18 protein-coding genes are annotated in these 26,347 nt (G+C 72.8%); all 18 read left to right on the forward strand.

Going from position 1 to position 26,347, the window contains the following annotated elements; all coding sequences use genetic code 11:
* Nucleotides 1–2: 2 nt before the first annotated feature.
* The 18 genes from ACIQZN_RS31365 to ACIQZN_RS31450 all read left to right on the forward strand — a co-directional run bounded on the left by ACIQZN_RS31365 (nt 3) and on the right by ACIQZN_RS31450 (nt 26,321).
* Nucleotides 3–3,266 carry a GH92 family glycosyl hydrolase gene (locus tag ACIQZN_RS31365; protein WP_404001150.1) on the forward strand — a complete coding sequence of 1,088 codons (3,264 nt, stop codon included), beginning with the start codon at nt 3–5 and terminating at the stop codon, nt 3,264–3,266.
* A 111-nt stretch (nt 3,267–3,377) separates the two neighbouring features.
* Nucleotides 3,378–5,222, forward strand: a complete 1,845-nt coding sequence (locus ACIQZN_RS31370) for an MBL fold metallo-hydrolase (RefSeq protein WP_404001152.1) — start codon at nt 3,378–3,380, stop codon at nt 5,220–5,222.
* Nucleotides 5,223–5,310: 88 nt separating this feature from the next.
* Nucleotides 5,311–7,155, forward strand: a complete 1,845-nt coding sequence (locus tag ACIQZN_RS31375; protein ID WP_404001155.1) for a hypothetical protein — start codon at nt 5,311–5,313, stop codon at nt 7,153–7,155.
* Entirely contained in the window at nt 7,155–8,207 is a 1,053-nt protein-coding gene (locus ACIQZN_RS31380; protein WP_404001157.1) for a LacI family DNA-binding transcriptional regulator, read from the forward strand. The genes ACIQZN_RS31375 and ACIQZN_RS31380 overlap by 1 nt, the downstream gene beginning before the upstream one ends.
* 300 nt (nt 8,208–8,507) lie before the next feature.
* Entirely contained in the window at nt 8,508–9,887 is a 1,380-nt protein-coding gene (locus ACIQZN_RS31385; protein WP_404001160.1) for an extracellular solute-binding protein, read from the forward strand.
* 5 nt (nt 9,888–9,892) lie between these two features.
* Nucleotides 9,893–10,840, forward strand: a complete 948-nt coding sequence (locus tag ACIQZN_RS31390) for a carbohydrate ABC transporter permease (RefSeq protein ID WP_404001163.1) — start codon at nt 9,893–9,895, stop codon at nt 10,838–10,840.
* Entirely contained in the window at nt 10,837–11,754 is a 918-nt protein-coding gene (locus ACIQZN_RS31395; protein ID WP_404001166.1) for a carbohydrate ABC transporter permease, read from the forward strand. Before ACIQZN_RS31390 ends, ACIQZN_RS31395 begins: the two co-directional genes overlap by 4 nt.
* A 7-nt stretch (nt 11,755–11,761) precedes the next feature.
* A complete protein-coding gene (locus ACIQZN_RS31400) occupies nt 11,762–12,787 on the forward strand; it encodes an ROK family protein (protein WP_404001169.1) in 1,026 nt (341 codons plus the stop codon).
* 31 nt (nt 12,788–12,818) lie between these two features.
* Complete coding sequence (locus tag ACIQZN_RS31405) at nt 12,819–13,454, forward strand: SIS domain-containing protein (RefSeq protein ID WP_404001172.1); 636 nt, start codon at nt 12,819–12,821, stop codon at nt 13,452–13,454.
* Nucleotides 13,451–15,973, forward strand: coding sequence for an alpha-mannosidase (locus tag ACIQZN_RS31410; protein ID WP_404001175.1), 2,523 nt, complete (start codon nt 13,451–13,453; stop codon nt 15,971–15,973). Before ACIQZN_RS31405 ends, ACIQZN_RS31410 begins: the two co-directional genes overlap by 4 nt.
* Before the next feature lie 69 nt (nt 15,974–16,042).
* Nucleotides 16,043–18,067, forward strand: coding sequence for a hypothetical protein (locus ACIQZN_RS31415; protein ID WP_404001178.1), 2,025 nt, complete (start codon nt 16,043–16,045; stop codon nt 18,065–18,067).
* Complete coding sequence (locus ACIQZN_RS31420; protein ID WP_404001180.1) at nt 18,064–19,452, forward strand: GH1 family beta-glucosidase; 1,389 nt, start codon at nt 18,064–18,066, stop codon at nt 19,450–19,452. Before ACIQZN_RS31415 ends, ACIQZN_RS31420 begins: the two co-directional genes overlap by 4 nt.
* A 61-nt stretch (nt 19,453–19,513) precedes the next feature.
* Entirely contained in the window at nt 19,514–20,986 is a 1,473-nt protein-coding gene (locus ACIQZN_RS31425) for an L-fuculokinase (RefSeq protein ID WP_404001182.1), read from the forward strand.
* Nucleotides 20,987–21,099: 113 nt separating this feature from the next.
* Nucleotides 21,100–22,059, forward strand: coding sequence for a hypothetical protein (locus ACIQZN_RS31430; protein WP_404001184.1), 960 nt, complete (start codon nt 21,100–21,102; stop codon nt 22,057–22,059).
* On the forward strand, nt 22,056–22,748 hold the full coding sequence (locus tag ACIQZN_RS31435) for an aspartate/glutamate racemase family protein (RefSeq protein WP_404001187.1): 693 nt from the start codon (nt 22,056–22,058) through the stop codon (nt 22,746–22,748). The genes ACIQZN_RS31430 and ACIQZN_RS31435 overlap by 4 nt, the downstream gene beginning before the upstream one ends.
* Nucleotides 22,745–23,989: a 3-oxo-tetronate kinase gene (otnK, locus tag ACIQZN_RS31440; RefSeq protein ID WP_404001190.1), complete on the forward strand. Its 1,245-nt coding sequence runs from the start codon at nt 22,745–22,747 to the stop codon at nt 23,987–23,989. The genes ACIQZN_RS31435 and otnK overlap by 4 nt, the downstream gene beginning before the upstream one ends.
* Nucleotides 23,986–24,645 carry a class II aldolase/adducin family protein gene (locus tag ACIQZN_RS31445; RefSeq protein ID WP_404001193.1) on the forward strand — a complete coding sequence of 220 codons (660 nt, stop codon included), beginning with the start codon at nt 23,986–23,988 and terminating at the stop codon, nt 24,643–24,645. Before otnK ends, ACIQZN_RS31445 begins: the two co-directional genes overlap by 4 nt.
* Entirely contained in the window at nt 24,642–26,321 is a 1,680-nt protein-coding gene (locus ACIQZN_RS31450; RefSeq protein WP_404001196.1) for a glycoside hydrolase family 13 protein, read from the forward strand. Before ACIQZN_RS31445 ends, ACIQZN_RS31450 begins: the two co-directional genes overlap by 4 nt.
* Nucleotides 26,322–26,347 lie beyond the last annotated feature (26 nt).

A 26,347-nucleotide genomic window follows, 5' to 3' on the forward strand; every position in this document is an offset into this window, starting at 1 on the left:
GTATGAACAGCTCATCCCTGTCGGACATCAGGGCTGTGCCGACGGAGCGCCGCCGACGGGTCCGGCCGCTGCTCGCGGCATCCCTGGGTCTCGGCCTCCTGCTGTCACCCGCCACCCTCGCCCCCACGGCCGCCGCCGCGCCGGCGCCCACGCCACCGAAGGACCCGGCCGCCCTCGTCGATGTGTTCACCGGCACCGCGCCCAGCTCGCCGGCCCTGGAGAAGGCCATGGGCGAGAACTTCTCCCGGGGCAACACCCATCCGGCGGCCACCGCCCCGTTCGGCATGATCCAGTGGGGTCCGGACACGGTGAAGCCGGCGCCCGGCCAGTACGCTGCCGACGACGACCGGCTCAAGGGGTTCAGCCTCACGCACCTGTCCGGCGGCGGCTGCACCGCGTTCGGTGACGTCCCCGTGCAGCCCGTCCCCGGGGACATCGGCCGGTCGCCGGCCGGGCACCCCGACGACTACGTCGCCACCTTCGACCACGCCGACGAGGACGCGTCACCCGGGAGTTACCACGTCCGGACCGACAACGGGGTCGACACACGCCTCGCCGCCGGGACACGCGCCGCGGCGGGGCGCTTCACCTTCCCCGGCGGACACGACGGCAAGGGCACCGTCCTCCTGAACACATCCGGCAGCGCCAACGGAACAGCCGGTGTCACGGCCCGAGTCGACGGCGACCGCGCCGTGACCGGCACGGTGAGCAGCGGCGGCATCTGCAGCGCGAAGGCGCCCTACGGCCTGTCGTTCCGGATCGAGTTCGACCGCCCGTTCACCGCTCACGGAACCTGGCAGGGCGACCAGGTACACCGGGCGGCCGGCGCCCTGGCCGGAGAGGAAGGCAAGGGCAACGGCGTCTACCTGACCTTCGACACCGCCCGGCAGCGCGCCGTGAACGCCCGCGTAGCGATCTCCTACACGGGAGCCCCCGGCGCCGCCGCCAACCTCGCCGGTACCCGGCACCTCACCACGGTCGAGGACCTGGCCGCCGCGACCCACGACGCCTGGAACCGCGAATTGCGGCGCGTCCAGGTCGCCGGTGGTTCCCAGGAGCGCACCCGCGTCTTCTACACCGCGCTGTACCACTGCCTCCTCGAACCCCGCACGCTCAGCGACACCGACGGCCGTTACCGCGGCTTCGACCAGAAGATCCACCGGGTGCGTCCCGGCCACACCTGGTACGGGAACTTCTCCGGCTGGGACGTGTACCGCACCGAGACACCCCTGCTGGCCTTCCTCGACCCGGGCCGCGCCTCCGACATGGCGCAGTCCATGGTCGACGCCGCCGACCAGTCCGGCCGGCTCCCACGCTGGACGCTCCTGAACAACCAGACCAACGGCATGGTCGGCGACCCCGCCCCCGTGATGCTCGCGAGTGCGTGGGCCTTCGGCGCCCGCGACTTCGACCTCGACGGCGCTCTGGAATACGCGGTCAAGGCCGCCACACGGATGGGCCCCGAGCGCCCCGACGGCTACGTGGAACGTCAGGCGGTCTCCCAGTGGCGGGCGAACGGGTACCTGCGCAACGGCGACTCCCCGCTCGGATCCTCGGCCGCGACCAGCCTCGAATACGCCGTGGACGACTTCGCCGTCGCCCGGCTCGCGGCGGCGAACGGCGACACGGCCCGGCGCCGCGCCTTCTTGCGTACCGCGCACAACTGGCAGAACCTCGTCGACGGCGCCGACGGCACGCTGGGGCCACGCCTCGCCGACGGCACTCTGCAGAACTCCGCCAACCCGGCCTCCCTGTCCGGGTTCCAGGAGGGCAGCGCGGCGCAGTACCAGTGGATGACCGGCCCCGACCTCGCCGCGCTCGCCGCGGGCATGGGCGGTAACCGGCAGGCCACGGCCCGGCTCGACGGCCACTTCACCGAAGTCGACGCCGGATCCAACACGCCCCACGCCTGGATCGGCAACGAGATCACCTTCGGCGCGCCCTGGGCCTACCACGCATTCGGCGCGCCCAACCACACCAACGACGTGGTGCCGCGCATGCTCGACCGGTTCACCACCGGTCCGGCCGGCCTGCCCGGCAACGACGACCTCGGCGCTCTCTCGGCCTGGTATGTGTGGGCGAGCCTCGGTCTGTATCCGGAGGCACCGGGAACGGCCCAGCTCGCCCTCTCCACACCCGCGTTCCCCTCGATCACGGTCGACCGGGGGAGTGCCGGAACACTCCGGATCGGAGCGCCGCGCGAACGGGAGGACCAGGTCTACGTCGCGGATGTGCGGCTGGGCGGTCGGGTGCACGCGGCGAATTGGGTCTCGGCGGACTCCCTGCGCGGAACCGCCCGCGTCGACTACCGCCTCACGAGCAACCGGTCGAGCGACTGGGGCACGGCCGAGGGCGACCTGTACCCGTCGTACGCGGAGGGGCGCGCGCCGGCCGTCGCCTCCGCCGCACCCGTCACGACAGCACCCGGGACCTCGGCGGCGACCCGGCTGGAGTTCCACCGGATCGGCGGGCACCCCGGCCCCGTGCACTGGCGGCTGCGCCCGCCCACGGGGGTGACCGTGGATCGTTCCGACGGCGTCACCACCACCGATGGTCACGCGTCCGTACGTGTGCGGGTCCCCGCGTCCACGCCGCCCGGTTCGCTCGCCATCCCGGTCGACTCGACCACCGCGGACGGTACACGGCTTCCGTCCGCCGCGATCCGGGTGTCGGTCCTGCCGCGCGGGATCACGTCGGTGCTGCCGTGGGCGGACGAGGCGGGCACATCGACCGCGACCCGGCCCGTGGGCGACTTCAATGGCTACGGCGGAAGCTTCGTCGCCGGAGAACTGGCCAAGGAGGGCCTCGCCCCGGGGCAGGACGTCACCGTGGACGGCATCGGCTACCGCTGGCCCGACGCCGTGCCCGGCACCCCGGACAACATCAACGCGCACGGCCAGACCGTCACCGTCCACGCGGCGCCCGGACAGAGCCGCCTCGGCCTGCTCGGCGCGGGCAACGAGGGCGCGTCCACCGGCGACGTCACCGTCCGCTACACCGACGGCACGACCCGGCGCGCGTCCGTGACCCTGGGGGACTGGCACCTCGACGGAGCCACCGCGCCGCCCCCGGGCAACACGGCCGCCGCGACCATGCCGGTGCGGCAGATGGCGGGCGGCACCCCGGAGAAGATGACGGTGTACATCTGGGCGACGTCGATCCCCGTCGACCCCGATCGCACGGTGGCGTCCGTCACGCTGCCCGAGCGGACGACGGGAGGCCAGATGCACGTCTTCGCGGTCGGAACGGGCGCGGCGAAGAACTGAGCCCCGAGGCTGGTTGACGCCCTGGGGGCCCTGCGGCATCGTTCTCATGTGGGATCGATCCCACATGAGAACGATGCCGCCCGGCCGGGCAGGCAGGAAGGGCCAGCCGTCGTGCGCCTCACCCGCATCACCGACCACGTCCACCGGTTCGAGGACACCTGCCACGTCTACGTATTGCGCCACGAACACGAGGCGGTCCTGATCGACTTCGGGTCGGGCGCGGTCCTCGACCACCTCCACGAGCTCGGCGTGGAGCGCGTCACCGACATCCTCGTCACTCACCACCACCGCGACCAGGTGCAGGGGCTGGCCCGGGCCGTCGCCGCCGGCATCCGGATCTGGGTGCCGCCGGTGGAGCGTGACCTCATCGAGTCCGTCGACGAGCACTGGCGCACCCGTCCCCTCGACAACGACTACGACGTGCGGCAGGACCGGTTCTCGCTGCTGGAACAGGTGCCCGTCACCGGCGCGGTCGCCGAGTACCGCACCGTCCGTCACGGCGCCTTCGACGTGCACACCGTGCCGCTTCCCGGCCACACCGTGGGATCCGTCGGGTACCTCGTGGACCTGGACGGCCGGAGGCTCGCCTTCACGGGGGACCTCGTCCACGGGGAGGGGCGGCTGTGGTCGCTCGCGGCCACGCAATGGGCGTACACCGGCTTCCACCCCAACGCGGGCATGGAGGGAGCGGCCGCCACCGTGCTCTCCTGCATGCAACTCCTGGACCAGGCGCCGGACACACTGCTCCCCTCGCACGGCGAGCCCGTCACCGACCCGGCCGCCTCCGTGAACCGTCTCCGTACGTACGTCCAGGACCTGATCGACATGCGGCGCGCCACCCCCTGGCTGCCGGAGCCCCTGCTCCACAGTCCCTGGAAGGCGGTCACCCCGCACCTGCTGCGCAATACGACCAGCATGGCCAACTCCTACGCCCTGCTCTCCGAACACGGAACCGCGCTGCTCATCGACTTCGGCTTCGATCTGACCACCGGACTGCCCGGCGGCCACGACCGCTCCTCGCGCCGCCCCCTGCTCGCCTCCATCGAGGCGCTGCGCCGCGACCACGGCATCGACCGCGTGGAGGTGGCGCTGCCCACCCATTACCACGATGACCACGTGGCCGGGTTCAACCTGCTGCGCGAGGTGCACGGCACCGAGATCTGGTCCCCGGCGCACATCGCCCCCGTCCTCTCGGCGCCGCTCCGCTGGGACCTGCCGTGCCTGTGGTACGACCCCATCCCCGTCGACCGGGTGCTGGCCGACGCCACCCCGGTGCGCTGGCGCGAGTACGAGATCGGGGTGCACGAGCTGCCCGGCCACACGCTCTACGCGGCGGCGTACTCCTTCACCGTCGACGGCCGACGCGTCATCGCGACCGGTGACCAGCAGAACACCGCCTGGAGCCCGGACGGGGGCACGCCCGAACTCCTCAACTACCAGTACCGCAACCGGTTCCGCATCGACGACTTCGTGCGCAGCGCGGAGCTGTACCGCACGCTGCGCCCCGAGCTGATGATCAGCGGCCACTGGTCCCCGTACGAGGTCACCGACGGCTATCTCGACATGCTTCTGGGGCAGGGCGAGAAGCTGGCCCGCCTGCACCGGGAGATATTGCCGCGCGAGGTCGACTTCGACGCCGAGGGGTTCGGCGCGCGCATCGCCCCGTACCGCAGCGCCGTGGCGCCCGGCGGCGTCGTTCCGCTGCGCGTCGAGGTCCGCAACCCGTTCCCGGCACCCGAACGCGCCGTTCTGCGGACGGTGCTGCCGGCCGGCTGGTCGGCCGAACCACCAGTCACGGAGGTCACGTTGCGCACCGGTGAGGTGCGCGAGATCGACGTCGTCGTGCGCATACCCGAGCACTGCCCGCCGGCCGAGCGAGTCCGGCTCGCCGTCGACCTGACCGTGGGGCCCATGAAGTTCGGACAACAGGCGGAAGCCCTGGTGAGCGTGCGATGACCCACCGCACGCGGCACGGGCCGACGCCGGTCGGCACCGTATCGACCCGGGCCCGGCCGGCAGGGACAACACCCACACGAGGAGCGACGTGACGACCATGGACACGCAGGCTGTAAGGGCGCACCACGACGAGCAGGGGATACATGCCACCGGCCCGGGGTGGCGGATGACCGTCGCCCCGGACGGGCTGACCGCCCTCCTGCACGGCCCTGGGGACACCGCCCGCCCCGTACTCCTGCAACTGCACGCGGCGCTGGACCGCACCGACCGCAGCGACGAGACGACCGCAGTCCACCCGCCGCGTCTGGAGTTCGAGGAGGGACCGGCGGGCTCCCCGCACCCTGTCGTCACCGTCGCACGCCGCAGCACCGCGTGGCCGGCCGCCCGCACCCGCGTCGTCTGCGGCCCGCGCGGCCCCGAGTTCACCTGGACCGTCGAGGGGAGCGGCGCCCTGCGAGCGTCCCGGCTGTTCGCGGTGCGGGCGGCACTCGGAGGGCGCGGCGGCGGTCTGCGCCCCAGCGGCCACGACTGGGCGACTCTGTTCACCCCCAACCCCGGCCCGCCGCGCAGGCTCACCCGGAGCGCGCGGGAGAGTGCCACCATCGCCGTCTGCGGGGACGCGCGGCCCGGCCGCGGGCACTGGTTCTTCACACCCGCGCCGCTGGCCTTCGCGCTCACCGGCACCCGGATGGCCGACGACGTCGAACCGGAGCGGGCCGACACCCCCGACGGCTGGTGCCAGCTGGGCGTCGGCGCGCCCGTCGACGCGCTCACCTTCACCCGCTTCACGTACGAACCCTCCGACGGCGGCTTCCACCTCGCACTCGACCACGAGGGGCACACCCGCGTCGCGGGCACCTACAGCACACCCGCCGTCCTCGTCTCGCCCGGGCACGGCGACCCGTACGAGGCGCTGCGCGCGCACCACGACTGGCTGACGGAGCGCGGCTGGTCGGCCCGCCCGGCGACGCCTCCCGGAGAACGGCCCGCCTGGTGGTCCGAGCCCATGTTCTGCGGCTGGGGCGCCCAGATGGCGCGCAGCCGCGACACCGGCCGGCCCGCACCCCTGCTGAGCACGCGCACCGAGTACGACACCCACCTCGCCCACCTGGAAGGGCACGGGCTGACTCCCGGCACCGTCGTGGTGGACGACAAGTGGCAGGAGGCGTACGCGCGATGGCAGCCGGATGAGCAGCGCTGGCCGGACCTGCGCGCCTGGATCGACGAGCGGCACGCGCGGGGGCAGCGGGTACTGCTGTGGTGGCGGGCCTGGGCCCACGAGGGGGTTCCGGACGCGTGGTGCGTGCGGAACGCCGACGGCGCGCCCGTCGCGCTCGATCCCGAGCACCCGGACGCCCGGAGCCACCTGGCCGAGAGCGTCCGGCACATGCTGGGGCCCGAGGGCCTCGACGCCGACGGACTGAAGATCGACTTCACGGCGGACACCCCGACGGGCGAAAGCCTGCGGCGCCGCGGTGACAGCTGGGGCATCGCCCTGCTGCACCACTACCTCGGCGTCATGTACCGCGCGGCGAAATCGGCCAAGCCGGACGCCCTCGTGATCACCCACACCCCGCACCCGGCCTTCGCCGACGTCACCGACATGATCCGGCTCAACGACATGCTGCGGCTCGACGACCCCGACCCGTTCGCCCCCATCGTCCCGCAGATGCGGCAGCGGGCCGCCGTCGCCTCCGCCGGCTGCCCGGATCTGCCCGTCGACACCGACGACTGGTGCGCCCCGGACCTGGAGCAGTGGCGGGCCTACACCGCCATGAAGGACGAGCTCGGCGTCCCGGCGCTCTACGTGACGACGAAAATGGACCGTACCGGCGAACCGCTGGAAGAGGTCGACTACGCTGCGTTGCGGCAGCTGTGGGCCCGCTGGCGCACAGCAGCACACGGTCACGCGGCGAGGGAAGGGTCCGACTGATGGCGAGCGGCACTACGGGACGCGGGGGCCAGGCAGGCGGCAGACGGGTCCGCGCCACACTGCGCGACGTCGCCGACGCGGCCGGCACCTCGCACTCCACCGCCTCCCGGGCCCTCGGCGGGCACGGTTATGTCGCCGACCACATCCGCGAGCGGGTGCGCCAGGCCGCCGAGCAGCTCGGATACGTCCCCGACGTCAGCGCCCGCACCCTCAAGGGCCGCTCCAGCGAGCGGGTCGGACTCCTCGTCTCCGACCTGCGCAACCAGTTCTACGCCGAACTCGCCGCGGGCGTCGAGCACGCCCTGTCCGCCGCCGGCCTCCAGATGGTCCTCGTCGACGACCACGGCGAGGAACAGCGCGCACTCGCCGGGGCGCGCGCCTTCATCGCCATGCGGGCCGACGGGGTCCTGCTCGCTCCGGTCGGGCGGGTGGCCACGGAAACCCTGGTCGCGCACGGTGTGCCCGTGGCCGAGGTCGACCGCCGGTCCGGGGTGCGCGGCTGCGACGCCGTGACGATCGACAGCGAGCGCGGCGCCCGCCTGGCCGTGGAACACCTTCTCGCACTCGGCCACCGCAGGATCGGCCTCGTCGTGGACGAGATCCGCTGGGACACCGGCCGGGGCCGCCTCAAGGGCTATCGCGGCGCGATGCGGGCGGCCGGGCTCGCGGTGGCGCGCAGATATGTGCTGGACCTGAGCCAGACCGCCGGACCACCCGAGGAGGAGGTCGCCCGCTTCCTCGCCGGCAACGACGACATGACCGCCGTCTTCGCCGCCAACAACGTGATGGCCGAGCTGGTCTGGCAGGAATTCGCCCGTCGGGGCACCGCGGTGCCCCGGGAGGTCTCCGTGGTCGCCTTCGACGACCTCGGCTGGATGCGGATGGTGGCCCCCGGCCTGACCGCTGTGCGCCAGCCCGTCTTCCGCATGGGGAGCGAGGCCGCACAAGCGCTCCTCGCCCGGATGGCCCGGGGCGGCGGCGGGCGCAGCGAACATGTGCTCCTGGAGCCCGAGTTGATCGTACGAGGCTCCACCGCGTCCCCCAGGGGCTGACCGCCGCACGCCCGAGCGCCGCCCGCCGGGCGCGCGGGACGGCCGTTCGGCGCGTCCGGCAGGCTGCTCCCGCCCCCGATCCCCGAAGTCGTCACCGTTGAGCGGGGATCCGGCACGCCCGTCCGGGAAATCGCCTCAGCCGGCCCAGCTGAACCGTTGACGCTCGTCCCTGATGTGGCTACGTTCTCATGTGGGAACGATGCCATATCGGGGAATCCGGGGCGAGAGCCGCAGTGCCCGGCCCCGCGACCTCCGCGAGCGTCGATCCCCGCAGCCGGCCCGCCGCTCGAAGGAGAGACCATGGCGGCTCCACCACCACAGCCCCGCTCCCGGGCGATCCGCAGAGCCACGGGACTTGTCGCGACCCTCGCCCTGCTTCCCGCGCTGACCGGATGCGGCGGAGTCACCTTCGCCGACTCCCGCTCCGATACGTTCACCACCATGGGCTTCGGCCTCGGCGACGCCCTCGCCGCGGACCGCCTCGGCACCGCGCGCGCTGCCCTGAAGGCGAAGGGGCTGAACGTCAAGGTCAACGAAGGCGCCTTTGACGAACAGCAGTTCCTCTCCGCCGTCGCCGCCGGAGATCCGCCGGACGTGGTGGACATGGACCGCACCCTCATCGGCGGCTACGCGGCGCGGGGCGCGCTGCTGCCGCTCACCGACTGCCTCGGGCGCGAGCACATCGACACCGGCGACTACTACCCGAACGCGATCGCCGAGGGATCACTCGACGGCGTCGTCTACGCCCTCCCCGACTCCTACGACAGCCGCCTGCTGCTGACGAACGACAAGGTGCTCCACCAGGCGGGGGCCGACGCAGCCCAGGTGGACACCGGGGACTGGAAGGCGCTGAAGGAGCTCGCCGGTTCCGTGGCCCGGCGCGACGGCGGCAAGCTGACCCGGATCGGCTTCGACCCGAAGATCCCCGAATTCTTCCCGCTGTGGGCGAAGGCCAACGGCGCGGACCTGATCAGCGCCGACGGCCGTACCGCCGAACTCGACGACCCCAAGGCGGTCCAGGCACTCGCGTACGCCGTGAGCCTGATCGACGCCCAGGGCGGCTGGAGCCGTTTCAAGTCGCTGCGCGACTCCTTCGACCAGTTCGGGGCCAAGAACCAGTTCGCGAAGGACCAGGTCGGTTCGTACCCGATGGAGGACTGGTATGTGAACGTTCTCGCCGGCGCGTCGCCGCATGTCGATCTCGCGGCCGGCGTCTTCAAGGACCGCGAAGGCAAGACCCTCAACTGGGCCTCCGGGCTCGGCTGGGCCATCCCCAAAGGCGCCAAGCACCCCGAGGCCGCCTGCACGTTCATCAAGAACATGACCTCCACGTCGTCGTGGGTGCACGCGGCGCGGGCGAAGGCGAAGGACGTACGCGAGTCCGGGGCGCCCTACACGGGTGACGTGACCGCCAACATCGAGGCCGACCGGATCATCGAGCACGACGTCTGGAAGCCCACGGGGCGCACCGCCTTCGACCGGGCGACCCACATCGTGTTCGGCCTCGCACGCAAGGGCTTCGCCGTTCCCTCCAACGCGGCGGGCACGGAGTTCAAGACGGCCTGGCAGAACGCCGTCAACCGGGTCCTGTCCGGGGAACAGACTCCGCGCCAGGCGCTCGACCGGGCGCAGCGCGAGGCGCAGAGCGCCCTCGACCTCGCCAACGAGGGAAGGAGGTGACCGGCATGGCGCGTCCCGTGATGACGACCCCGGCACAGCACACACCGCGAAGCGTCTGGCGGCGTCGCGAGACCTGGGCCGCGTACGGCTTCATCTCGCCCTGGATCATCGGCTTCCTCGGCTTCACGGCCGGCCCGATGATCGCGAGCCTTGTCCTGTCGTTCACCGACTACGACGGCATCGGCTCCTCCCACAACGTCGGACTCGCCAACTACCGGCAGCTGTTCCAGGACCCGGCCGTCACCAAGTCCCTGCTGAACACCTTGGTATTCGCGGCGCTCCGGGTGCCGCTGTCGATGGCGTTCGCCCTGCTCCTGGCGATGCTCCTGCTCAAGGCCGGCCGCACCTCCGGAATCTTTCGCACGCTGTTCTACCTGCCGGTGATGACCCCGTCCGTCGCCGTCGGCATCCTCTTCCTGCTGCTGTTCAACGGCAACGTCGGCCTGATCAACCACGTTCTCGGCCTCGTCGGCATCCAGGGCCCGGCATGGACCACCGACGGCTCCTGGGTCAAGCCGGGACTCGTCCTGACCAGCCTGTGGTCGGTCGGCTCCACCGTGATCATCTATCTCGCGGCGCTCAAGGGCGTCCCGAAGGACCTCTACGAGGCATCGGAGCTGGACGGCGCGGGACGGGCGAGGCGCTTCTGGCACGTCACCCTGCCGCAGATATCCGGCACCCTCTTCTTCACTCTCATCGTCAACACGATCGCCGCGCTGCAGACCTTCACCGAGGCGTACACGGCCTTCTTCGGCAGCTCCAACTCGCAGACGTACAACAACGACGCCGCCCTCTTCTACGTCGTGTACCTCTTCCAGCAGGCATTCCAGTACATGCACATGGGGTATGCCTCGGCCCTCGCCTGGCTGCTGTTCCTCGTGATCCTCCTCGTCACGATCGTGCAGGCCAAGGTCAGCAAGCGGTTCGTCTACTACGAGGGGGACCAGCGATGACGCAGCTGACCACCCGGCCGATGCCCACCGAGCCGCCCGCCTCACCGTCGCCCGCGAACCGGACCGCACCCCGGCGCAGGGAGACGGAACGACCCACGCGCAAGGCCCTGCGGACCGCGAGTCTCCTGGTAGCGGCCGGCATCTTCCTCTATCCGTTCCTGTGGCTGATCAGCGCCTCGCTCAAGCCCTCGACGGACGTCTTCGACAACGCGCTGATCCCCCACGTGTGGCAGCTGGACAACTACGCCGAGATCTGGCGTGCCGTCCCGCTGCTCCAGTGGGTCGGCAACAGCATCGCCGTCACCCTCGCGGCGGCCGTCACGGTCACCGTCTCCAGCGCCCTCGTCGCGTTCGGCTTCGCCTACTTCCGGTTCCCCGGCCGTGACGCGCTGTTCGCCCTCGTCGTCGGCACGATGATGCTGCCCGCCGTGGTCACCATGGTCCCGCAGTACCTGATCTGGAACTGGCTGCACCTGGCCAGCAGCCAGGTCCCGCTCTGGGCGCCGAACCTGTTCGGCAGCGCCTTCTACATCTTCCTGCTGCGCCAGTTCTTCCTCGGCCTGCCCCGTGAGCTGTTCGAGGCCGCGCGCATCGACGGGGCGTCCTACTGGACGATGTTCTGGCGCATCGCGACTCCGCTGTGCCGGCCCGCCCTCATCGTCACCTTCGTCTTCGAGGTGCAGGCGTCCTGGACGGACCTCGTCAGGCCGCTCATCTACCTGCGCGACCCGCAGCTCTATACCGTTCCGCGCGGGCTCAAGGCCGTGCTGGACCAGTTCGGCGCGGGCGGCGAGATGCGCTGGGACATCGTCTGCGCGGCGAGCGTCGTGGTGACGGTCCCGATGATCATCGCCTTCTTCGTCTGCCAGCGGCATTTCACCGAGGGCATCGCCACCACCGGAAACAAGGGCTGACCTGTCCATGATCCTGTACGACGACCAGGGCCCGGGCGACCGCGCCGTGCTCGCCCTCGACATCGGCGGAACGAAACTCGCAGCGGGCGTGGTCTCCCACGACGGCACCGCGCGCTCGTTCGTGACCTGCCCGACGCGGACCGAGGAGGGCCCCGAGGCCGCCCTGGACCGGCTGTTCACGCTGGGCCGGGACGCGCTGACCGCTGCCGGGATCGCCCCGGAGAGGGCAGCCGAACAGCTCGCCGGCTGTGGCGTCGGCTGCGGCGGCCCGCTCGATTCGGAGGCGGGCATCCTGGTCGCGCCGCCGCACCTGCCGGGCTGGCTGGACATCCCCATCACCCAACTCGCCTACGAGCAATACGGACTGCTGTCCGTCCTCGACAACGACGGCACCGCGGGCGCGGCGGGGGAGTGGCGCTTCGGAGCCGGACGCGGCACCCGCCACCTCGTCTACCTCACCGTCTCGACCGGAATCGGCGGCGGCGTCATCCTCGACGGCCGCACCTACCGGGGTGCCACCGGCAACGGCGGCGAACCCGGCCACGTCACCGTCCGCTCCGACGGCCGCCCCTGTCGCGGGTGCGGCCGCACCGGCTGCCTGGAGGCGTACGCCTCGGGTACGTCCATCGCCGAGCGGGCCCGCGAGGCCCTCGCCGCCGGGCACCAGCGGAGTGTTCTCGCCGCACTGCCCCATCCCGGGCCGACGGCCGCCGACGTCTCGGCCGCCGCACGCGACGGCGACCTCCTCGCCACGGCGCTGTGGGACGAGACCACCGACCTGCTGGCCGAGGGCCTGGCCTCCATCATCAACCTCTACGAACCCGAGCTCGTCGTCCTCGGTGGCGGTGTCACCCGCTCCGGAGACCAGCTGCTGTCTCCGGTACGCGAGAAGACGCGCCGCCTCGCCATGAGACCCGCGGCGAACGCCCGCATCGTGCCCGCCCGAGCCGGTGACCGGGCCGGAGTCCTCGGCGCCGCCGCCATCGCCCTCGAACGCCTCGTCGACGACCCCGCCCCCCTGCCGGTCGCCTGACCGCCCGGCCCCCACCGCACTCAGGAGCCCCATGCCCGCCCCACTCACCGGCCGCGTCCCCGCCTCGCTGCAACTCGACGACCACCTCGCCGCCGCCCGCCGTCTGGAGGAGCTGTTGCCCGCCCTGCACACGGTCGGCGATCTCCTCATCGGTGTGTTCCGGCGGGGCGGCCGCCTCTACACCTTCGGCAACGGCGGCAGCGCCGCCGACGCCCAGCACCTCGCGGGCGAGTTCATCGGCCGCTACCTGCGCGAGCGCCGCGCCCTGCCCGCCGTATCCCTCGTCACCGACCCGTCCGTGGTGTCCTGCATCGGCAACGACTACGCGTACGAGGAGGTCTTCGCCCGCCAGGTCGAGGCCCTCGCCACCGCCGACGACATGGTGGTCGGCTTCACCACATCCGGCCGCTCGGCCAACGTGATCCGAGGGCTGGAGGAAGCCCGCAAGCGGGGCGCCGTAACGGTCCTGTTCGCGGGCGGCGAGCAGGGCGGCAGGCCGGCCGCCGCCCACGCCGACCACGTGCTGATCGCACCGGCCACCGCCACCGCCCGCATCCAGGAGATGCACCTCACGCTGCTGCACCTGCTCAGTGAACACGTCGACGCCTGGGCCGCGGGCGTCGCACCGGCACCCCTTCCCGACGCGCGGCAGGAGAACCACGTATGAGCACCGCCAACCCGACCCCGCCGGTGTCGCCCGCCACGGGTGAGCGCACCCTCCACCTCGTCGGCAACGCCCACATCGACCCCGTATGGCTGTGGCGCTGGCCCGAGGGACTCCAGGAGATCCGCGCCACGTTCCGGTCCGCGGTCGACCGCATGGAGGAGTACCCCGACTTCGTGTTCACCTGCGACTCCGTCATGTACCTGGAGTGGATCGAGCGGCACGACCCGAAGCTGTTCGAGGAGATCCGCAAGCGGGTCGCCGAGGGCCGCTGGCAGATCGTCGGCGGCTGGTGGATCGAACCGGACTGCAACATCCCCTCCGGCGAGTCGTTCGTCCGCCAAGCCCTCTACGGGCAGCGCTACCTGATCGAGAAGTTCGGGGCGGCGGCCACCGTCGGCTGCAACCTCGACCCGTTCGGCCACAACGCGACCATCCCGCAACTGCTGCGGGGAGCCGGAATGGACGGCTACGTGTTCCTGCGCCCGGGTCCGCACGAGCAGGTACTGCCCGGCCAGTTCTTCCACTGGGAGGCCCCGGACGGCTCCCGCGTCATCGCCTACCGGCTGCCCAACGAGTACTGCACCCCGGGCAAGGACATCGGCAACCACATAGACAAGTCCCTCGCGATGATGCCGCCGGACGAACCCGAGCTGATGGTGTTCTACGGCGTCGGCAACCACGGCGGCGGCCCCACCAAGGCGAACCTGGACTCCATCGCCCGCCTCGACGCCCTCGGCGGCCTGCCCCGCATGGAGCAGAGCCACCCCGAGAAGTTCCTCGCCCGGGTCCGCGACCGCGACGACATCCCCGTGCACACGGGCGAGCTCCAGCACCACGGGCCGGGCTGCTACTCCGCGCACTCCGGTGTCAAAGCGTGGAACCGGCGCGCCGAGAACGACCTCCAGCGCGCCGAGAAATGGGCTGCGGTCGCCGCCGCGGTAGGCGAAGAGACGTACCCTGCCGCCCAGTTGACGGAGGCGTGGAAGCTGGTCCTGTTCAACCAGTTCCACGACATCCTGGCCGGCACCTCGATCCGCTCCGCCTACGAGGACGCCCGCGACGACTACGGACGCGCCCGCTCGATCGCCGCCGAGGTGTTCAACGGCGCCGTGCAGGCGATCGCCCGCCGCGTCGACATCCCGCTGCGCGAGGAAACGGTCCCCCTCGTCGTGTTCAACCCCCACCCGTGGACCCTGGAGTCGGACGTCGAGTTCGAGTACGCGCAGGCCACCGCCGTACGGCTGACCGATGAGAACGGCGCCCCGGTGCCGGTCCAGCTCACCCGCTCCGAATCCACCATGCAGGGCAGCCGCGGCCGCCTCGCCTTCCGTGCCGAGGTGCCGCCCCTCGGACTGCGCGTCTACCACCTGCTGCCCGGCGCCGACCGGAGCGGCGAGAGCCCGGTGCGTGCCACCGGCACGACGCTGGAGAACGAGCACCTGCGCCTGACGGTCGACCCGGCCACCGGCTGGCTCTCCTCCCTCCGCGACAAGGCCACCGGCGCCGAACTGATCCCCGAACGCCCCGGCGCGCACGCCGTCGTCATCGACGATGCCAGCGACACCTGGGGCCACCGGGTCCGCGCCTACGACCGCGCGATCGGCTCCTTCACTCCACGCCGCGTCCGCCTGGTCGAATCCGGGCCGGTCCGCGCCGTGCTGCGCGTCGAGTCGGTGTACGGCGCTTCCACCATGGCCGAGGAGATCGTGCTGTCCGCGGGCGCCCGGCAGGTCGAGGTACGCACCATGGTCGACTGGCACGAGCGCCTCAAGCTGCTCAAACTGCGGTTCCCGACCGCCCTCACCGACGTCACCGCAACCCACGAGATCCCGTACGGCCACCTGGAACGCACCCCCGACGGCACCGAGGAGCCCACGCAGGCGTGGGTGGACGTCACCGGCGCCCTGCCCGGCGGCGCCCGCGCCGGACTCGCCGTCCTCAACGACAGCAAGCACGGCCACGACGTCCTCGGCGGTGAGATCGGCATGACCGCCCTGCGCAGCCCCGTCTACGCCTGGCACGAGCCCAGGATCCTCGACGAGGACGGCGTCTACGACTACCTGGACCAGGGCCGCCAGGAGTTCCGATACGTACTGCTCCCGCACGGCGCCGACTGGCGTACCGCCGACCCCGTCCGCCGCGCCGCCGAACTCAACCAGCCCCCGTTCGCCCTCCTGGAGACCTTCCACGACGGCCCGATCGCCCAGCGCACGAGCTGGGCCGACGACGGCGCGGGCGGCGTCGTGGTCAGCGTCGTCAAGGGCGGCGAGGACGGCGACTTCGTCGTCCGCGGGTACGAGGCACAGGGCCGGCCCGCCACGGTGCGCATCGCCCTGCCCATGCTGGGCGAACAGCGTTACGTGGAAGCCGAGTTCGGGGCCCACGAGATCAAGACGTTCCGGGTACCCAGCGACCCCGCGTCGCCGGTCGTCGAGACCGACCTGCTCGAACGGCCCCTCACCGCACCCGACGGCGCCTCATCCGGACCCGCGGACCGGCGAGGCCGGGCCGACAGCTGACAGAAGCGCCCGATCCGACGAAGCGAGTGCCGGACAGGCGCTCCGTACTCCTGAAAGGCCGGAACACGCATGACCGCGCACCGCGCTGCCACGGACGGGAAACCCGTCGTGCTGCGGACCCGGGCCCAAGGCGGCCTGGCCGAGCTGCCCTGCGTCGTCATGCTGCTGACGGACGAAGGACCTCCGTTGCCGGTGCCCGCCGACGACATCCTCCGGGACGGCTCGGGCGCCCTCCGCCTGCGCGGCGAGGCCCACGGCTTCGCCGCGCGGCTGCGCCTCACTCCGCGCGACGACGCGCCGGCGTACGACGCCACCCTCACGGTGGACCGCGTCGCGGACCGTGCCGTCGCCGCCGGACTCCGCGTCGAACTCCGGCTCGGCGCGGGCGACGATCCGGGCTGGCTCGTCCCCGGCGCCTTCTACGGCGAGAACCGGCGCGCCGACTGCACCCGCCCCTACCCCCGCTACCACCCCGACCCGGCCGAGTGCGCCGCCGACACCACCGGCCTGACCGCGCCGGCCTGGTCGCTACGCGCCGACCGGTGCGCCACGCCCGCCGTGTTCGCCCGCGACGCCGAGGGCGGCGCCGCGCTGGCCACCGCCGAGTACGGTCCGCTCGGCGAGCAGGGCGTGGGCTTCGCCGACGACGGCGGCCGCCCCGTGCTGCGCCTGCACTTCCCCTACCGGGAGGAGCCCGTCTCCTACTACGGCTCCGGCACTCCGCGCCCGGCCGACACCCCGGCCCACCTCTGGCAGCCCCGGGAACGGCGCACCCTGCGCTTCACCGTCCACCTGCACGACACCGACCCGCACGCCTACGCCCCCGTACTGCGTACTCTGCACCAGGCCACCCCCGTCCCCCCGGAGCCGGCCGCGTGGACCGGCGTCGAAGAAGCCGCCCGGCTCTCCGCGGAAGGACTGCACCGCTGGCACTTCCGCCCCGACCCGCCCGTCCTCCTGGAAACCGCGGCCTTCGACCGGGAAGCCCTCGGCGAACGCGGCGACCGGCCCGCCATGCACGTGTCCTGGGTGAGCGGCACCCCGTACGCCCACGCCCTGCTGCTGCACGCCCGCCGCATCGGCGACCAGGCGATGACGCGCGACGCGGCCGCCGTCATCGACCACATCTGCGCGAACCTCACCCCGGGCGGCACGTTCTGGGGCCAGTGGAGCGCGAGCGGCGGCTGGTCCGCCGGATGGACCGGCGACCGGCGCCGCGTGCACGCCCGCACCCTCGGCGACGCCACCCTCTTCACGCTGCGCGCCCTCACCGCCGAGCGCGCCCACGGTGCGGACCACCCCACGTGGGAGCGGGCCGTACGCTCCAACCTGGCCGCCGCCCTCGCCGGGCAGGACCCCGCCACCGGACGCCTCGCCGCCGCCCACGACACCGAAACCGGCAAGCCGCTCGACCACGAGGGCGCCGCCGGGCTCGCCTGGATCGCCGCACTGGTCGAGGCCGCCGAGATGTTCGCCGAGCCCGAGTACCTCGACGCGGCGCGACGAGCCGGAGAGGCCTTCGCCGACGACGTGCGCTCCGAGTTCCTGTGCGGCGCGCCCGAGGACGTGTCCCTCGCGCCGACCTCCGAGGACGGCTACAACGCGGTCATCGCGTACACGCTGCTCCACGAAGCGGGCGCCCAGGACGGCAGGTGGCTCGGCCTGGCCCGCCGCGCCGCCGACTGGACCCTCACCTTCCGTTACACCTACGACGTCACGTTCGCGGAACACAGCTTGCTGGGCCGCTACGGCTTCCGCACCCGGGGTGGCGACCAGGCGTCCCCGTCCAACCAGCACCTGCACGCCTTCGGCCTGATCTGCCTGCCCGAGTGGGTACGGCTGGCCCGGCACCTCGAAGACCCCTACTACCTGCGCTCGGCCCGAGAGAACCTCGACTGCTTCCGGCAGTTCGTGGCCCGCGCCGACGGCGACTTCAACGCCTACCGGGGCATGGTCAGCGAACGCTTCTACCAGACCGAGTGCTTCCAGGCGAAGGGCATGCTGCTCACGCTCTCCCACGCCTGGTCCGCGGGCGTGCTCCTGTACGCCTGCGAGCGGGCCCGCGAACTCCCCGAATTCCAGGAGGACCTGTGACAGGCGCAGCCCCTCACGACGGCACCGCGGACACCCTGCTCTTCCCGGAAGGGTTCCGCTGGGGCACCTCGACCTCCGCCTACCAGGTGGAGGGCGCCGTGGGCGCCGACGGCCGGGGCGAGTCCATATGGGACCGCTTCTGCCGGGTGCCCGGTGCCATCGAGAGCGGGGACACCGGCGACGTGTCCGTCGACCAGTACCGGCGGCGCTCCGAGGACGTGGCCCTCATGGCCGCCCTCGGGACCAACGCGCACCGGTTCTCCCTCGCCTGGCCCCGCATCCAGCCCGACGGCACGGGCCGCGCCGAACAGCGGGGCCTGGACCACTACGACCGGTTCGTGGACGACCTGCTCGCCCACGGCATCGACCCGCTCATCACCCTCTACCACTGGGACCTGCCGCAGGCTCTTCAGGAGCGAGGCGGCTGGCGCGACCGCGACACCGCCCACCGGTTCGCCGAGTTCACCGCCGTGTGCCAGAACCGCCTCGGCGACCGCGTCCACGACTGGGTCACCGTCAACGAACCCTGGATCGTGGGCCTGCTCGGTCATCAACTCGGCCTGCACGCACCGGGAGAGAAGGATCTCAAGGCATCCGTGACCGCCATGCACCACCTGCTGCTGGCCCACGGACTCGCGGCGCGCGTACTGCACGACGGAGACCCACACGCACGTACCGGCATCGCCCACAGCCTCTTCCCGCACACGCCAGACGACCCGGAAAGCGCCGCCGACCGCGCCGCCGCACACGCCTCCGACGGCTACGTGAACCGCTGGTTCCTCGACCCGGTACACGGCCGCGGCTACCCCGACGACATGCGCGCCCACTGGGAACATGCCGTGGGGGAACTGGACTTCATCCAGGATCACGACCCGGACACCATCGCCACCGCGAGCGACTTCATCGGCGTCAACTACTACACCAGGCGCATCGTCTCGGCCCGCCCCGGCGACGGCCCCTGGCCCTGGAAGGTCGAATCCGGCCGCGCCCACGTGGACCGCACCGACCTGGGCTGGGAGATCGTCCCCGACGACCTGACCGCACTGCTGCTGCGCCTGCACCGCGCGTACCCGGGCGTCCCCCTCCTGATCACCGAGAACGGCGCCGTGTACAACCACGAGCCCGATCCCGACGGCGCCGTCCACGACGCACCCCGCACTGCGTTCCTGCACGCCCACCTCAAGGCCGTGCACCGTGCCCTCGCCCAGGGCGCTCCGGTCGAGGGCTACTATCACTGGTCGCTCCTGGACAACTTCGAGTGGGCGATGGGATACCGGCCGCGCTTCGGCCTCGTCCACGTCGACCGGACCACCCAGCGCCGCACCGTCAAGGACAGCGGTCACTGGTACGCCCGCGCCGCCCGCACGGGCGGCATCCCGCGATGACCCGACCGCACCGGCCGCAGGCCGCACGTACCCGTCGCCGGACCCGCACCGGAGGCCCCGCATGAGCTCACGATCACCGCTCCTCGCCGGCGTCGACGTCGGCACCACCCACATCAAGGCGCTGATCAGCGACACCGAGGGCACCGTCCTCGCCCGCGCCGTACGCCGCACACCCGTAGCCCCCGGGCACCGGCATCCGGCCGACGACGTGCTGGCCGCCGCCCTGGGCGCCCTGACCGACTGCGCCGACGCCACCGGACGGCCTCCCGACGCGATCGGCGTGACCGGCATGGCCGAGACGGGCGCACCCCTCGACCGCGACGGCCGGCCCCTCGGCGCCCTGCGCGCATGGTCCGACCCCGAGCCCGCCCCGTACGCGCACAGCCTCGGCGCACGGCTCGGTTCCGAAGCCCTGCACCGCGCCACCGGCATCCTGCCGAGCGGGAAGGTGCCCCTGGCGAAGTGGTGCGCACTGGCCGCCCAGGAGACGCTGACAGCCGCCCGGATGCGCGCCTGGGCGGGCGCCGCCGACCTGCTGGTCCACGCGCTCACCGGCCGCCTCGGCACCGACGCCACCTTCGCCCAGCGCACCATGGCCTGGGACCCCCACCACAAGAGGTGGATCGAGGAACTGCTCGCCGAGGCAGGACTCACCACGCGGCACATGCCGCTCGTACACCCGCCCGGCGACCCCGTCGGCACCGTCACGCGGGCAGTCGCCCTGCGCCACCGCCTGCGCGCCGGAACGCCCGTCGTCGTCGCCGGACACGATCATCTCGTCGGCGCGTGGGCGGCCGGAGTACACACGGCCGGGCAGGTGGCCGACTCCATGGGCACCGCCGAGGCGGTCCTCACCGTCAGCGCCACCCCACCCGACCAGGCGGCGGCCGCCGAGGAGGGCATGTCCTGGGGAAGGCACGCGGACGGAGAGCACTTCATCGTGCTCGCGGGCATGCGAGGTTCGGGCGCGCTCGTCGAATGGTTCTGCGACCGGTTCCTGACCGGCGCGAGCGGCGGCGACCGGTACGCCGCATTCGAAAGCCTCGCCCGCTCGCTGCCCGCGACACCCACCGGCCTCGTCCTCACCCCGTACCCCGGCGGGCGCACCGCACCGCGGCCCGACCCGCACGCGACGCTCGACCTCAGGGGCCTCGGCCTCGACCACGGCCCCGCCGAAATGGCCCGCGCCGTCCTGGAGGGCACCGCGCACCACGCCCGCTGGATGGCCGACGTCCAGGCCACCGTCTGCGGCGCCGCGCCCGACTCGGTGACCCTGCTCGGCGGCTCGACGCGACTGCGCCCGTGGACCGAACTCAAGGCAGCCGCCAGCCCCTGGCCCACCCGCGTGTGCGCCGAGCCGGAAGCGCCCGCGCTCGGCGCCGCCCACTGGGCAGGCGCCTCCCTCGGGCTCGACCCCGCCGCTGCCACCGCACCCTCGGACCCGATCGTCCCCGACCCGACCACGGCCGAGGCCCACCGGACCTTCCACCACGAACGGTTCCTCGCGGCGGTGGCCCCGACCACACCGCCGTGATCCTGCGGCCGGAAGCGGCCCGCACGAGGCGGCGCCGCCAACGCCGCCGCCGTGATCCCGCGACCCGAGGCCGCCCCCACCACCCACCCGACGCACACCGGAGAGACCCCACCATGACCACCCGCGCCGACCGCCCCGCCCAGCTCGCCGGAGGCTCCGTCGCCCCGCACCGCCTCGCCCGCCCGACCGGCACCTTCGCGATGGTCGCCGCCGACCAACGCGACTCGCTGCGCACGATGATGGCCGAACGCGCCCAGGTGCCCGGCGGCCGTATCCCCGACGACGACCTCACCGAGTTCAAGCTCGCCGTCGCCCGCACACTCGGCCCGCACGCCTCCGCGCTCCTCATCGACCGCCACTACGGCTACCGCAGGCTCATCGAGGAGCAGGTCCTCCCGGCGAACTGCGCCCCGATCCTCGCCGTGGACGCCCTCGACCAGGAGCCCGGGCAGCCCGTCGAGGGAACCTCCCTGGACCCGCACGTCGACCCCGCGACCGCCGCCGCCGAAGGCACCCGCGGCCTGAAGCTCCTCGTCATCTGGCGCCGCGACGACCGACGCGACGAACGCGTCGCCCTCGCCGCCCGATTCGTGGACCTGTGCCGCACGGCCGGACTGGCCTCCGTGCTGGAACCCGTCGCCCGGCCCACCCCCGCCGAAGAGGCCGCGGGTACCTTCCGGCTCAACGACGCCATCGTGGAGGCCGCCCGCGAACTCGCGCCGCTGCTGCCCTCCCTCTACAAGGGCCAGGTGCCCGACGGAGGTACCGGCACCCTCGCCCGGCTCACCGCCGAGTGCGAGCGTATCGACTCCGTCGTCGACGTCCCCTGGGTCGTCCTGTCCCAGGGCGTCGCCCCCACCGACTTCCCCACCGCCGTCGAGGCGGCCTGCCGCGCCGGAGCCTCGGGATTCCTCGCCGGACGCGCCCTGTGGACCGACGCGCTGACCGGCGACCGCGACGCCGCCCTGCGCGGCCCCAGCACCGACCGGCTGCGCAGGCTCGGTGAGATCGTGGACGCCCACGGCCGTCCCTGGTGGCAGGCGCCCGCCGCCCGTACGGCGGTGACCGCGTGAGCCACCGCCCCCGCGTGTGCGTCCTGCACACCGTCGCCTCCCTGCCCGCCGTGTTCGCCCCCCTGCTCGCCGAAGTCGCGCCCGGCGTCGACCCCTACCACGTCGTCGACGAGAGCCTCCTGGCCGACACGATCGCCCACGGCCGGCTGCCCCGCACCACGGCCCGGCTCGCCGCGTACGTCACCCACGCCGAAGCGGTCGGCGCCGACGCGGTGCTCGTGACCTGCTCCTCCCTCGGGCCCGCCGCCGAGGAGGTCCGCGCGCTCACCGCGCTGCCCGTGCTGCGCGTCGACGAGCCGATGGCCGACGCGGCCGTCCGCACCGGAAGCCGCGTCGGCGTCCTCGCCACGCTCGATTCGACCCTCGCGCCCACGGCCGAGCTCGTCACTCGCAAGGCGGCTGCGGCCGGAATCCCGGTCACACTCGACACCACCGTCTGTCCCGGCGCGTACGCCGCGCGGGCCGCCGGTGACCAGGGGCGCCACGACGCGCTGATCGCCGAGGAAGCACGCCGTCTGGCCGCCGACCACGATGTCCTCGTCCTCGCCCAGGCGTCGATGGCGGCCGCGCTCACCACGCTGCCGGACGACGTGATCGGCGTGCCCGTGCTCACCTCGCCGCGCAGCGGCGTCGCCCGACTCGCCTCCCTGTGCGGGGAGCCCCAGCACCAGGAGACCGGCCGCTCATGACCGTACTCGGCTGCATAGCGGACGACTTCACCGGCGCCACGGACCTCGCGGGCAACCTCGTCGCCTCGGGCCGCCGCACCGTGATCACCATCGGCGCGCCGGAGGGCCCCCTGCCCGAAACGGACGCCGTGGTCGTCGCCCTCAAGACCCGTACCGTGACCGCCGACGATGCCGTACGGGCCGCGCTCGACGCCCACCGCGCGCTGCGGGAGCAGGGGTGCACGCGGTTCTGGTTCAAGTACTGCTCCACGTTCGACTCGACACCGCGCGGCAACATCGGGCCCGTCATCGACGCCCTGCTGGAGGCGACGGGCGCGCCCTGGACGATCGCCTGCCCGGCCTTCCCCGCCAACGGCCGCACGGTCTACCAGGGACACCTCTTCGTCGGAGACCGGCTGCTGAGCGAAAGCGGCATGCGCCACCATCCGCTGACGCCCATGACCGACCCGGACCTGGTGAGGGTGCTCGGCGCGCAGACCCGGCACGCGGTCGGGCTCCTGCCGCACGCGGTCCTGCGCGCCGGAGCCGCCGCGACCCGGGCGCACGTCGAACGGCTCACCGCGGCCGGCGGCGCCCGCATCCTGGTCACCGACGCCGTCGACGACGCGGACCTGGCTGCCGTCGAACAGTGCGCCCGCGAACTGCCCCTGGTCACCGGCGGGTCCGGTCTCGCCCTTGCCCGGCCGCCGGGCGTCCCGCCGGCCGCCGCCACGATCCCCACCGCACCCGGCCCGCTCGCCGTCCTCGCCGGAAGCGTGTCGGAGACGACGATCGCGCAGACCGCCCACGCCCGCGGCCTGCTCCCGCACCGCAAGGTGCCCGTCGCGGATGCCGTGGCCGACCCGGTAGCCACCGCACGCCGCCTGGCAGCCTGGGCCCGGCCCCACCTCGACCGGGGGAGGGGCGTCCTCGTGCACAGCGCCGACCGCCGCGACGACGTGCGCGACGCCCAGGCGGAGTTCGGCGCGGAACGAGTCGCCCGAGCCTTGGAGGAGACCCTCGCCGCCTGCGCGCGCGACCTCACCGCCTGCGGGGTCCGCCGCCTCCTGGTCGCGGGTGGCGAGACGTCCGGCGCCGTCGTCGCGGAACTCGGCATCCGGGCCCTGACCGTCGGCCCCGCCATCGCCCCCGGCATTCCGTGGACGAGCGCCGACCACCGGGGCGGCCCCCTCAACCTGGCCCTGAAATCCGGCAACTTCGGACCCGAAGACCTGTTCACGACGGCGGAGGACCACCTGTGACCGGCCCGCGCACCGACCCCGCGGACGCCCTCGCCGCCGCGGGACGTCACCTCGCCACACTCGGCCTGAGCCCTGGGACCTCGGGCAACCTCAGCCTCCGTACCACCGACGGCATCCTCGCCACCCCGACCGGTTGCCCGCTCGCCGCACTGGAGGCGAGCGCGCTGAGCCTGATGGACAGCGGCGGCCGTGTCCGGACCGGGCCCCCACCGACCAAGGAGGTGCCCCTCCACCTGGCCGTCCACCACCGCATCTCCGGCGCGGCCGCCGTCGTCCACCTGCACTCGACCTACGCCGTAGCCCTCGCCTGCACCGAGCCCGACGATCCGGACGACGCGCTGATCCCCTTCACCCCGTACGCCGTGATGCGCCTCGGCCGCGTGCCCCTGCTGCCCTACGCCCACCCCGGCACGCCCGAACTGGCCGACGGCGTCGGGAATCTGCCCGAGGACACGGCCGCGTTCCTGCTCGCCCAGCACGGGTCCGTCGCCGTCGGCCGGGACCTCGACGAAGCAGTCGGCCGGGCGGTCGAACTCGAAGAGGCATGCCGCCTCCAGTTCGCCCTTCGGCCCGCACCCCGCGTCCGCACCCTGACACCCGCCCAGCGGGCCGGCCTCACCGCCCGGACCCGCCGCAACGCCGAGGACACCGTATGAGCCGGCCCCGGACCACCGAGCAGTGGTGGCGCACCGCTGTCGTCTACCAGATCTACGTGCGCAGCTTCAGCGACAGCGACGGCGACGGCCTCGGCGACCTCCCGGGCATCACCGCCCGGCTGCCGCACATCGCGGACCTGGGGGCCGACGCCGTGTGGATCACCCCGTTCTACCGGTCACCCATGCACGACGGAGGGTACGACGTCGCCGACCACCGCACCGTCGACCCCCGCTTCGGGACCCTTGATGACGCGGACGACCTCATCAGGCGCGCCCACGAGCTGAGCCTGCGCGTGATCATCGACATCGTGCCCAACCACACCTCCGACCGACATGCCTGGTTCCAAGAAGCATTGAGGGCGTCTCCCGGCAGCGCGCCCCGCTCCCGCTATGTCTTCCGCGACGGCAGGGGAGACGGCATGCCACCCACCGACTGGCAGTCCGTCTTCGGCGGCCCCGCCTGGCGCCGGGTCCCGGACGGTCAGTGGTATTTGCACCTGTTCGGCCCCCACCAGCCGGATCTGGACTGGAGCCACCCCGGCGTACGCGCCGACTTCGAGGACATCCTGCGCTTCTGGCTCGACCGGGGCGTCGACGGGTTCCGCTTCGACGTCGCCCACGGCATGGCCAAGGACCTCGCCGCCCCCCTGCGCGACCTCGGTCCCACCCAGGTGCACCACCGCATCGTCGGCGACGGCTGGCAGGGTGACCACCCGTTCTGGGACCGCGACGACGTCCACGCCCTGCTCCGCGCATTCCGCCGGGTCACGGACGCCTACACCCCGCCGCGCGCCACCGTGGCCGAGTCCTGGGCAGCACTCGACCGCCGGGCCCTGTACACCCGCCCCGACGAACTGCACCAGGCGTTCAACTTCGACTTCCTCAACACGCCGTGGCAGGCCGACGCCCTGCGCGCCACGATCGACAGGTCCCTCGCCCTGGCCGCGGGCACCGGCGCGGCCCCCACCTGGGTGCTGTCCAACCACGACGTCGTACGGCACGCCTCCCGGCTCGCCCTGCCCCACGGCGTCGATCCCGACGACTGGCTCCTGACCGACGGCCGCACTCCTCGCATCGACCCCGCCCGAGCCACCCGCCGGGCCCGTGCCGCCGCCCTGCTCCTCCTGGCGCTGCCCGGCGCCGCATACCTCTACCAGGGCGAGGAGCTGGGCCTGCCGGAGGCCGCCGACCTGCCCGCAGACGTCCTGCGGGACCCGGTGCGCGACCGGTCGGCCGGGCGCCGCAAGGGCAGGGACGGCTGCCGCGTCCCACTGCCCTGGTCCACCACAGGCCCTTCGCTCGGCTTCGGCCCGGGCCCCGCGTGGCTACCGCAGCCACCCTCGTACGGACCCCTGAGCGTCGAGGCGCAAGACCGGGACCCGAACAGCACACTGGCGCTGTACCGGCAGGCACTGGCGCTGCGGCGCACGTACCTGCGCACCGGCACAGGCCCCGAAACACCTCTGCGCTGGCAAGACGCAAGTACCCCCGGCACGCTCGACTTCCACGTCGGCAACCTGCGCTGCATCGTGAACCTCTCCGACGAGCCCACCGAGCTCCCGACCAGCCACATACCGCTCCTTCACAGCACCCTCGACGCACCCAAGGAAGAACTGCTCCCGGACGAGGCGGCCTGGCTCACGAACTCGCGTATGTCCGGGACAAAAACGCACTGACGCATCCCGAACCCTGACACCGCCAG

This window comes from Streptomyces sp. NPDC097595, assembly GCF_044761525.1.
GTDB classification, from domain to species: domain Bacteria; phylum Actinomycetota; class Actinomycetes; order Streptomycetales; family Streptomycetaceae; genus Streptomyces; species Streptomyces drozdowiczii_A.

What these genes read in the sequence shown, in the direction of transcription:
- ACIQZN_RS31395 (WP_404001166.1), top strand. Translation starts at nt 10,837, where the DNA reads ATGACGCAGCTGACCACCCGGCCGATGCCCACCGAGCCGCCCGCCTCA.
- ACIQZN_RS31430 (WP_404001184.1), top strand. Translation starts at nt 21,100, where the DNA reads ATGACCACCCGCGCCGACCGCCCCGCCCAGCTCGCCGGAGGCTCCGTC.
- ACIQZN_RS31450 (WP_404001196.1), top strand. Translation starts at nt 24,642, where the DNA reads ATGAGCCGGCCCCGGACCACCGAGCAGTGGTGGCGCACCGCTGTCGTC.
- ACIQZN_RS31365 (WP_404001150.1), top strand. Translation starts at nt 3, where the DNA reads ATGAACAGCTCATCCCTGTCGGACATCAGGGCTGTGCCGACGGAGCGC.
- ACIQZN_RS31405 (WP_404001172.1), top strand. Translation starts at nt 12,819, where the DNA reads ATGCCCGCCCCACTCACCGGCCGCGTCCCCGCCTCGCTGCAACTCGAC.
- ACIQZN_RS31380 (WP_404001157.1), top strand. Translation starts at nt 7,155, where the DNA reads ATGGCGAGCGGCACTACGGGACGCGGGGGCCAGGCAGGCGGCAGACGG.
- otnK (WP_404001190.1), top strand. Translation starts at nt 22,745, where the DNA reads ATGACCGTACTCGGCTGCATAGCGGACGACTTCACCGGCGCCACGGAC.
- ACIQZN_RS31415 (WP_404001178.1), top strand. Translation starts at nt 16,043, where the DNA reads ATGACCGCGCACCGCGCTGCCACGGACGGGAAACCCGTCGTGCTGCGG.
- ACIQZN_RS31390 (WP_404001163.1), top strand. Translation starts at nt 9,893, where the DNA reads ATGGCGCGTCCCGTGATGACGACCCCGGCACAGCACACACCGCGAAGC.
- ACIQZN_RS31425 (WP_404001182.1), top strand. Translation starts at nt 19,514, where the DNA reads ATGAGCTCACGATCACCGCTCCTCGCCGGCGTCGACGTCGGCACCACC.
- ACIQZN_RS31410 (WP_404001175.1), top strand. Translation starts at nt 13,451, where the DNA reads ATGAGCACCGCCAACCCGACCCCGCCGGTGTCGCCCGCCACGGGTGAG.
- ACIQZN_RS31385 (WP_404001160.1), top strand. Translation starts at nt 8,508, where the DNA reads ATGGCGGCTCCACCACCACAGCCCCGCTCCCGGGCGATCCGCAGAGCC.
- ACIQZN_RS31400 (WP_404001169.1), top strand. Translation starts at nt 11,762, where the DNA reads ATGATCCTGTACGACGACCAGGGCCCGGGCGACCGCGCCGTGCTCGCC.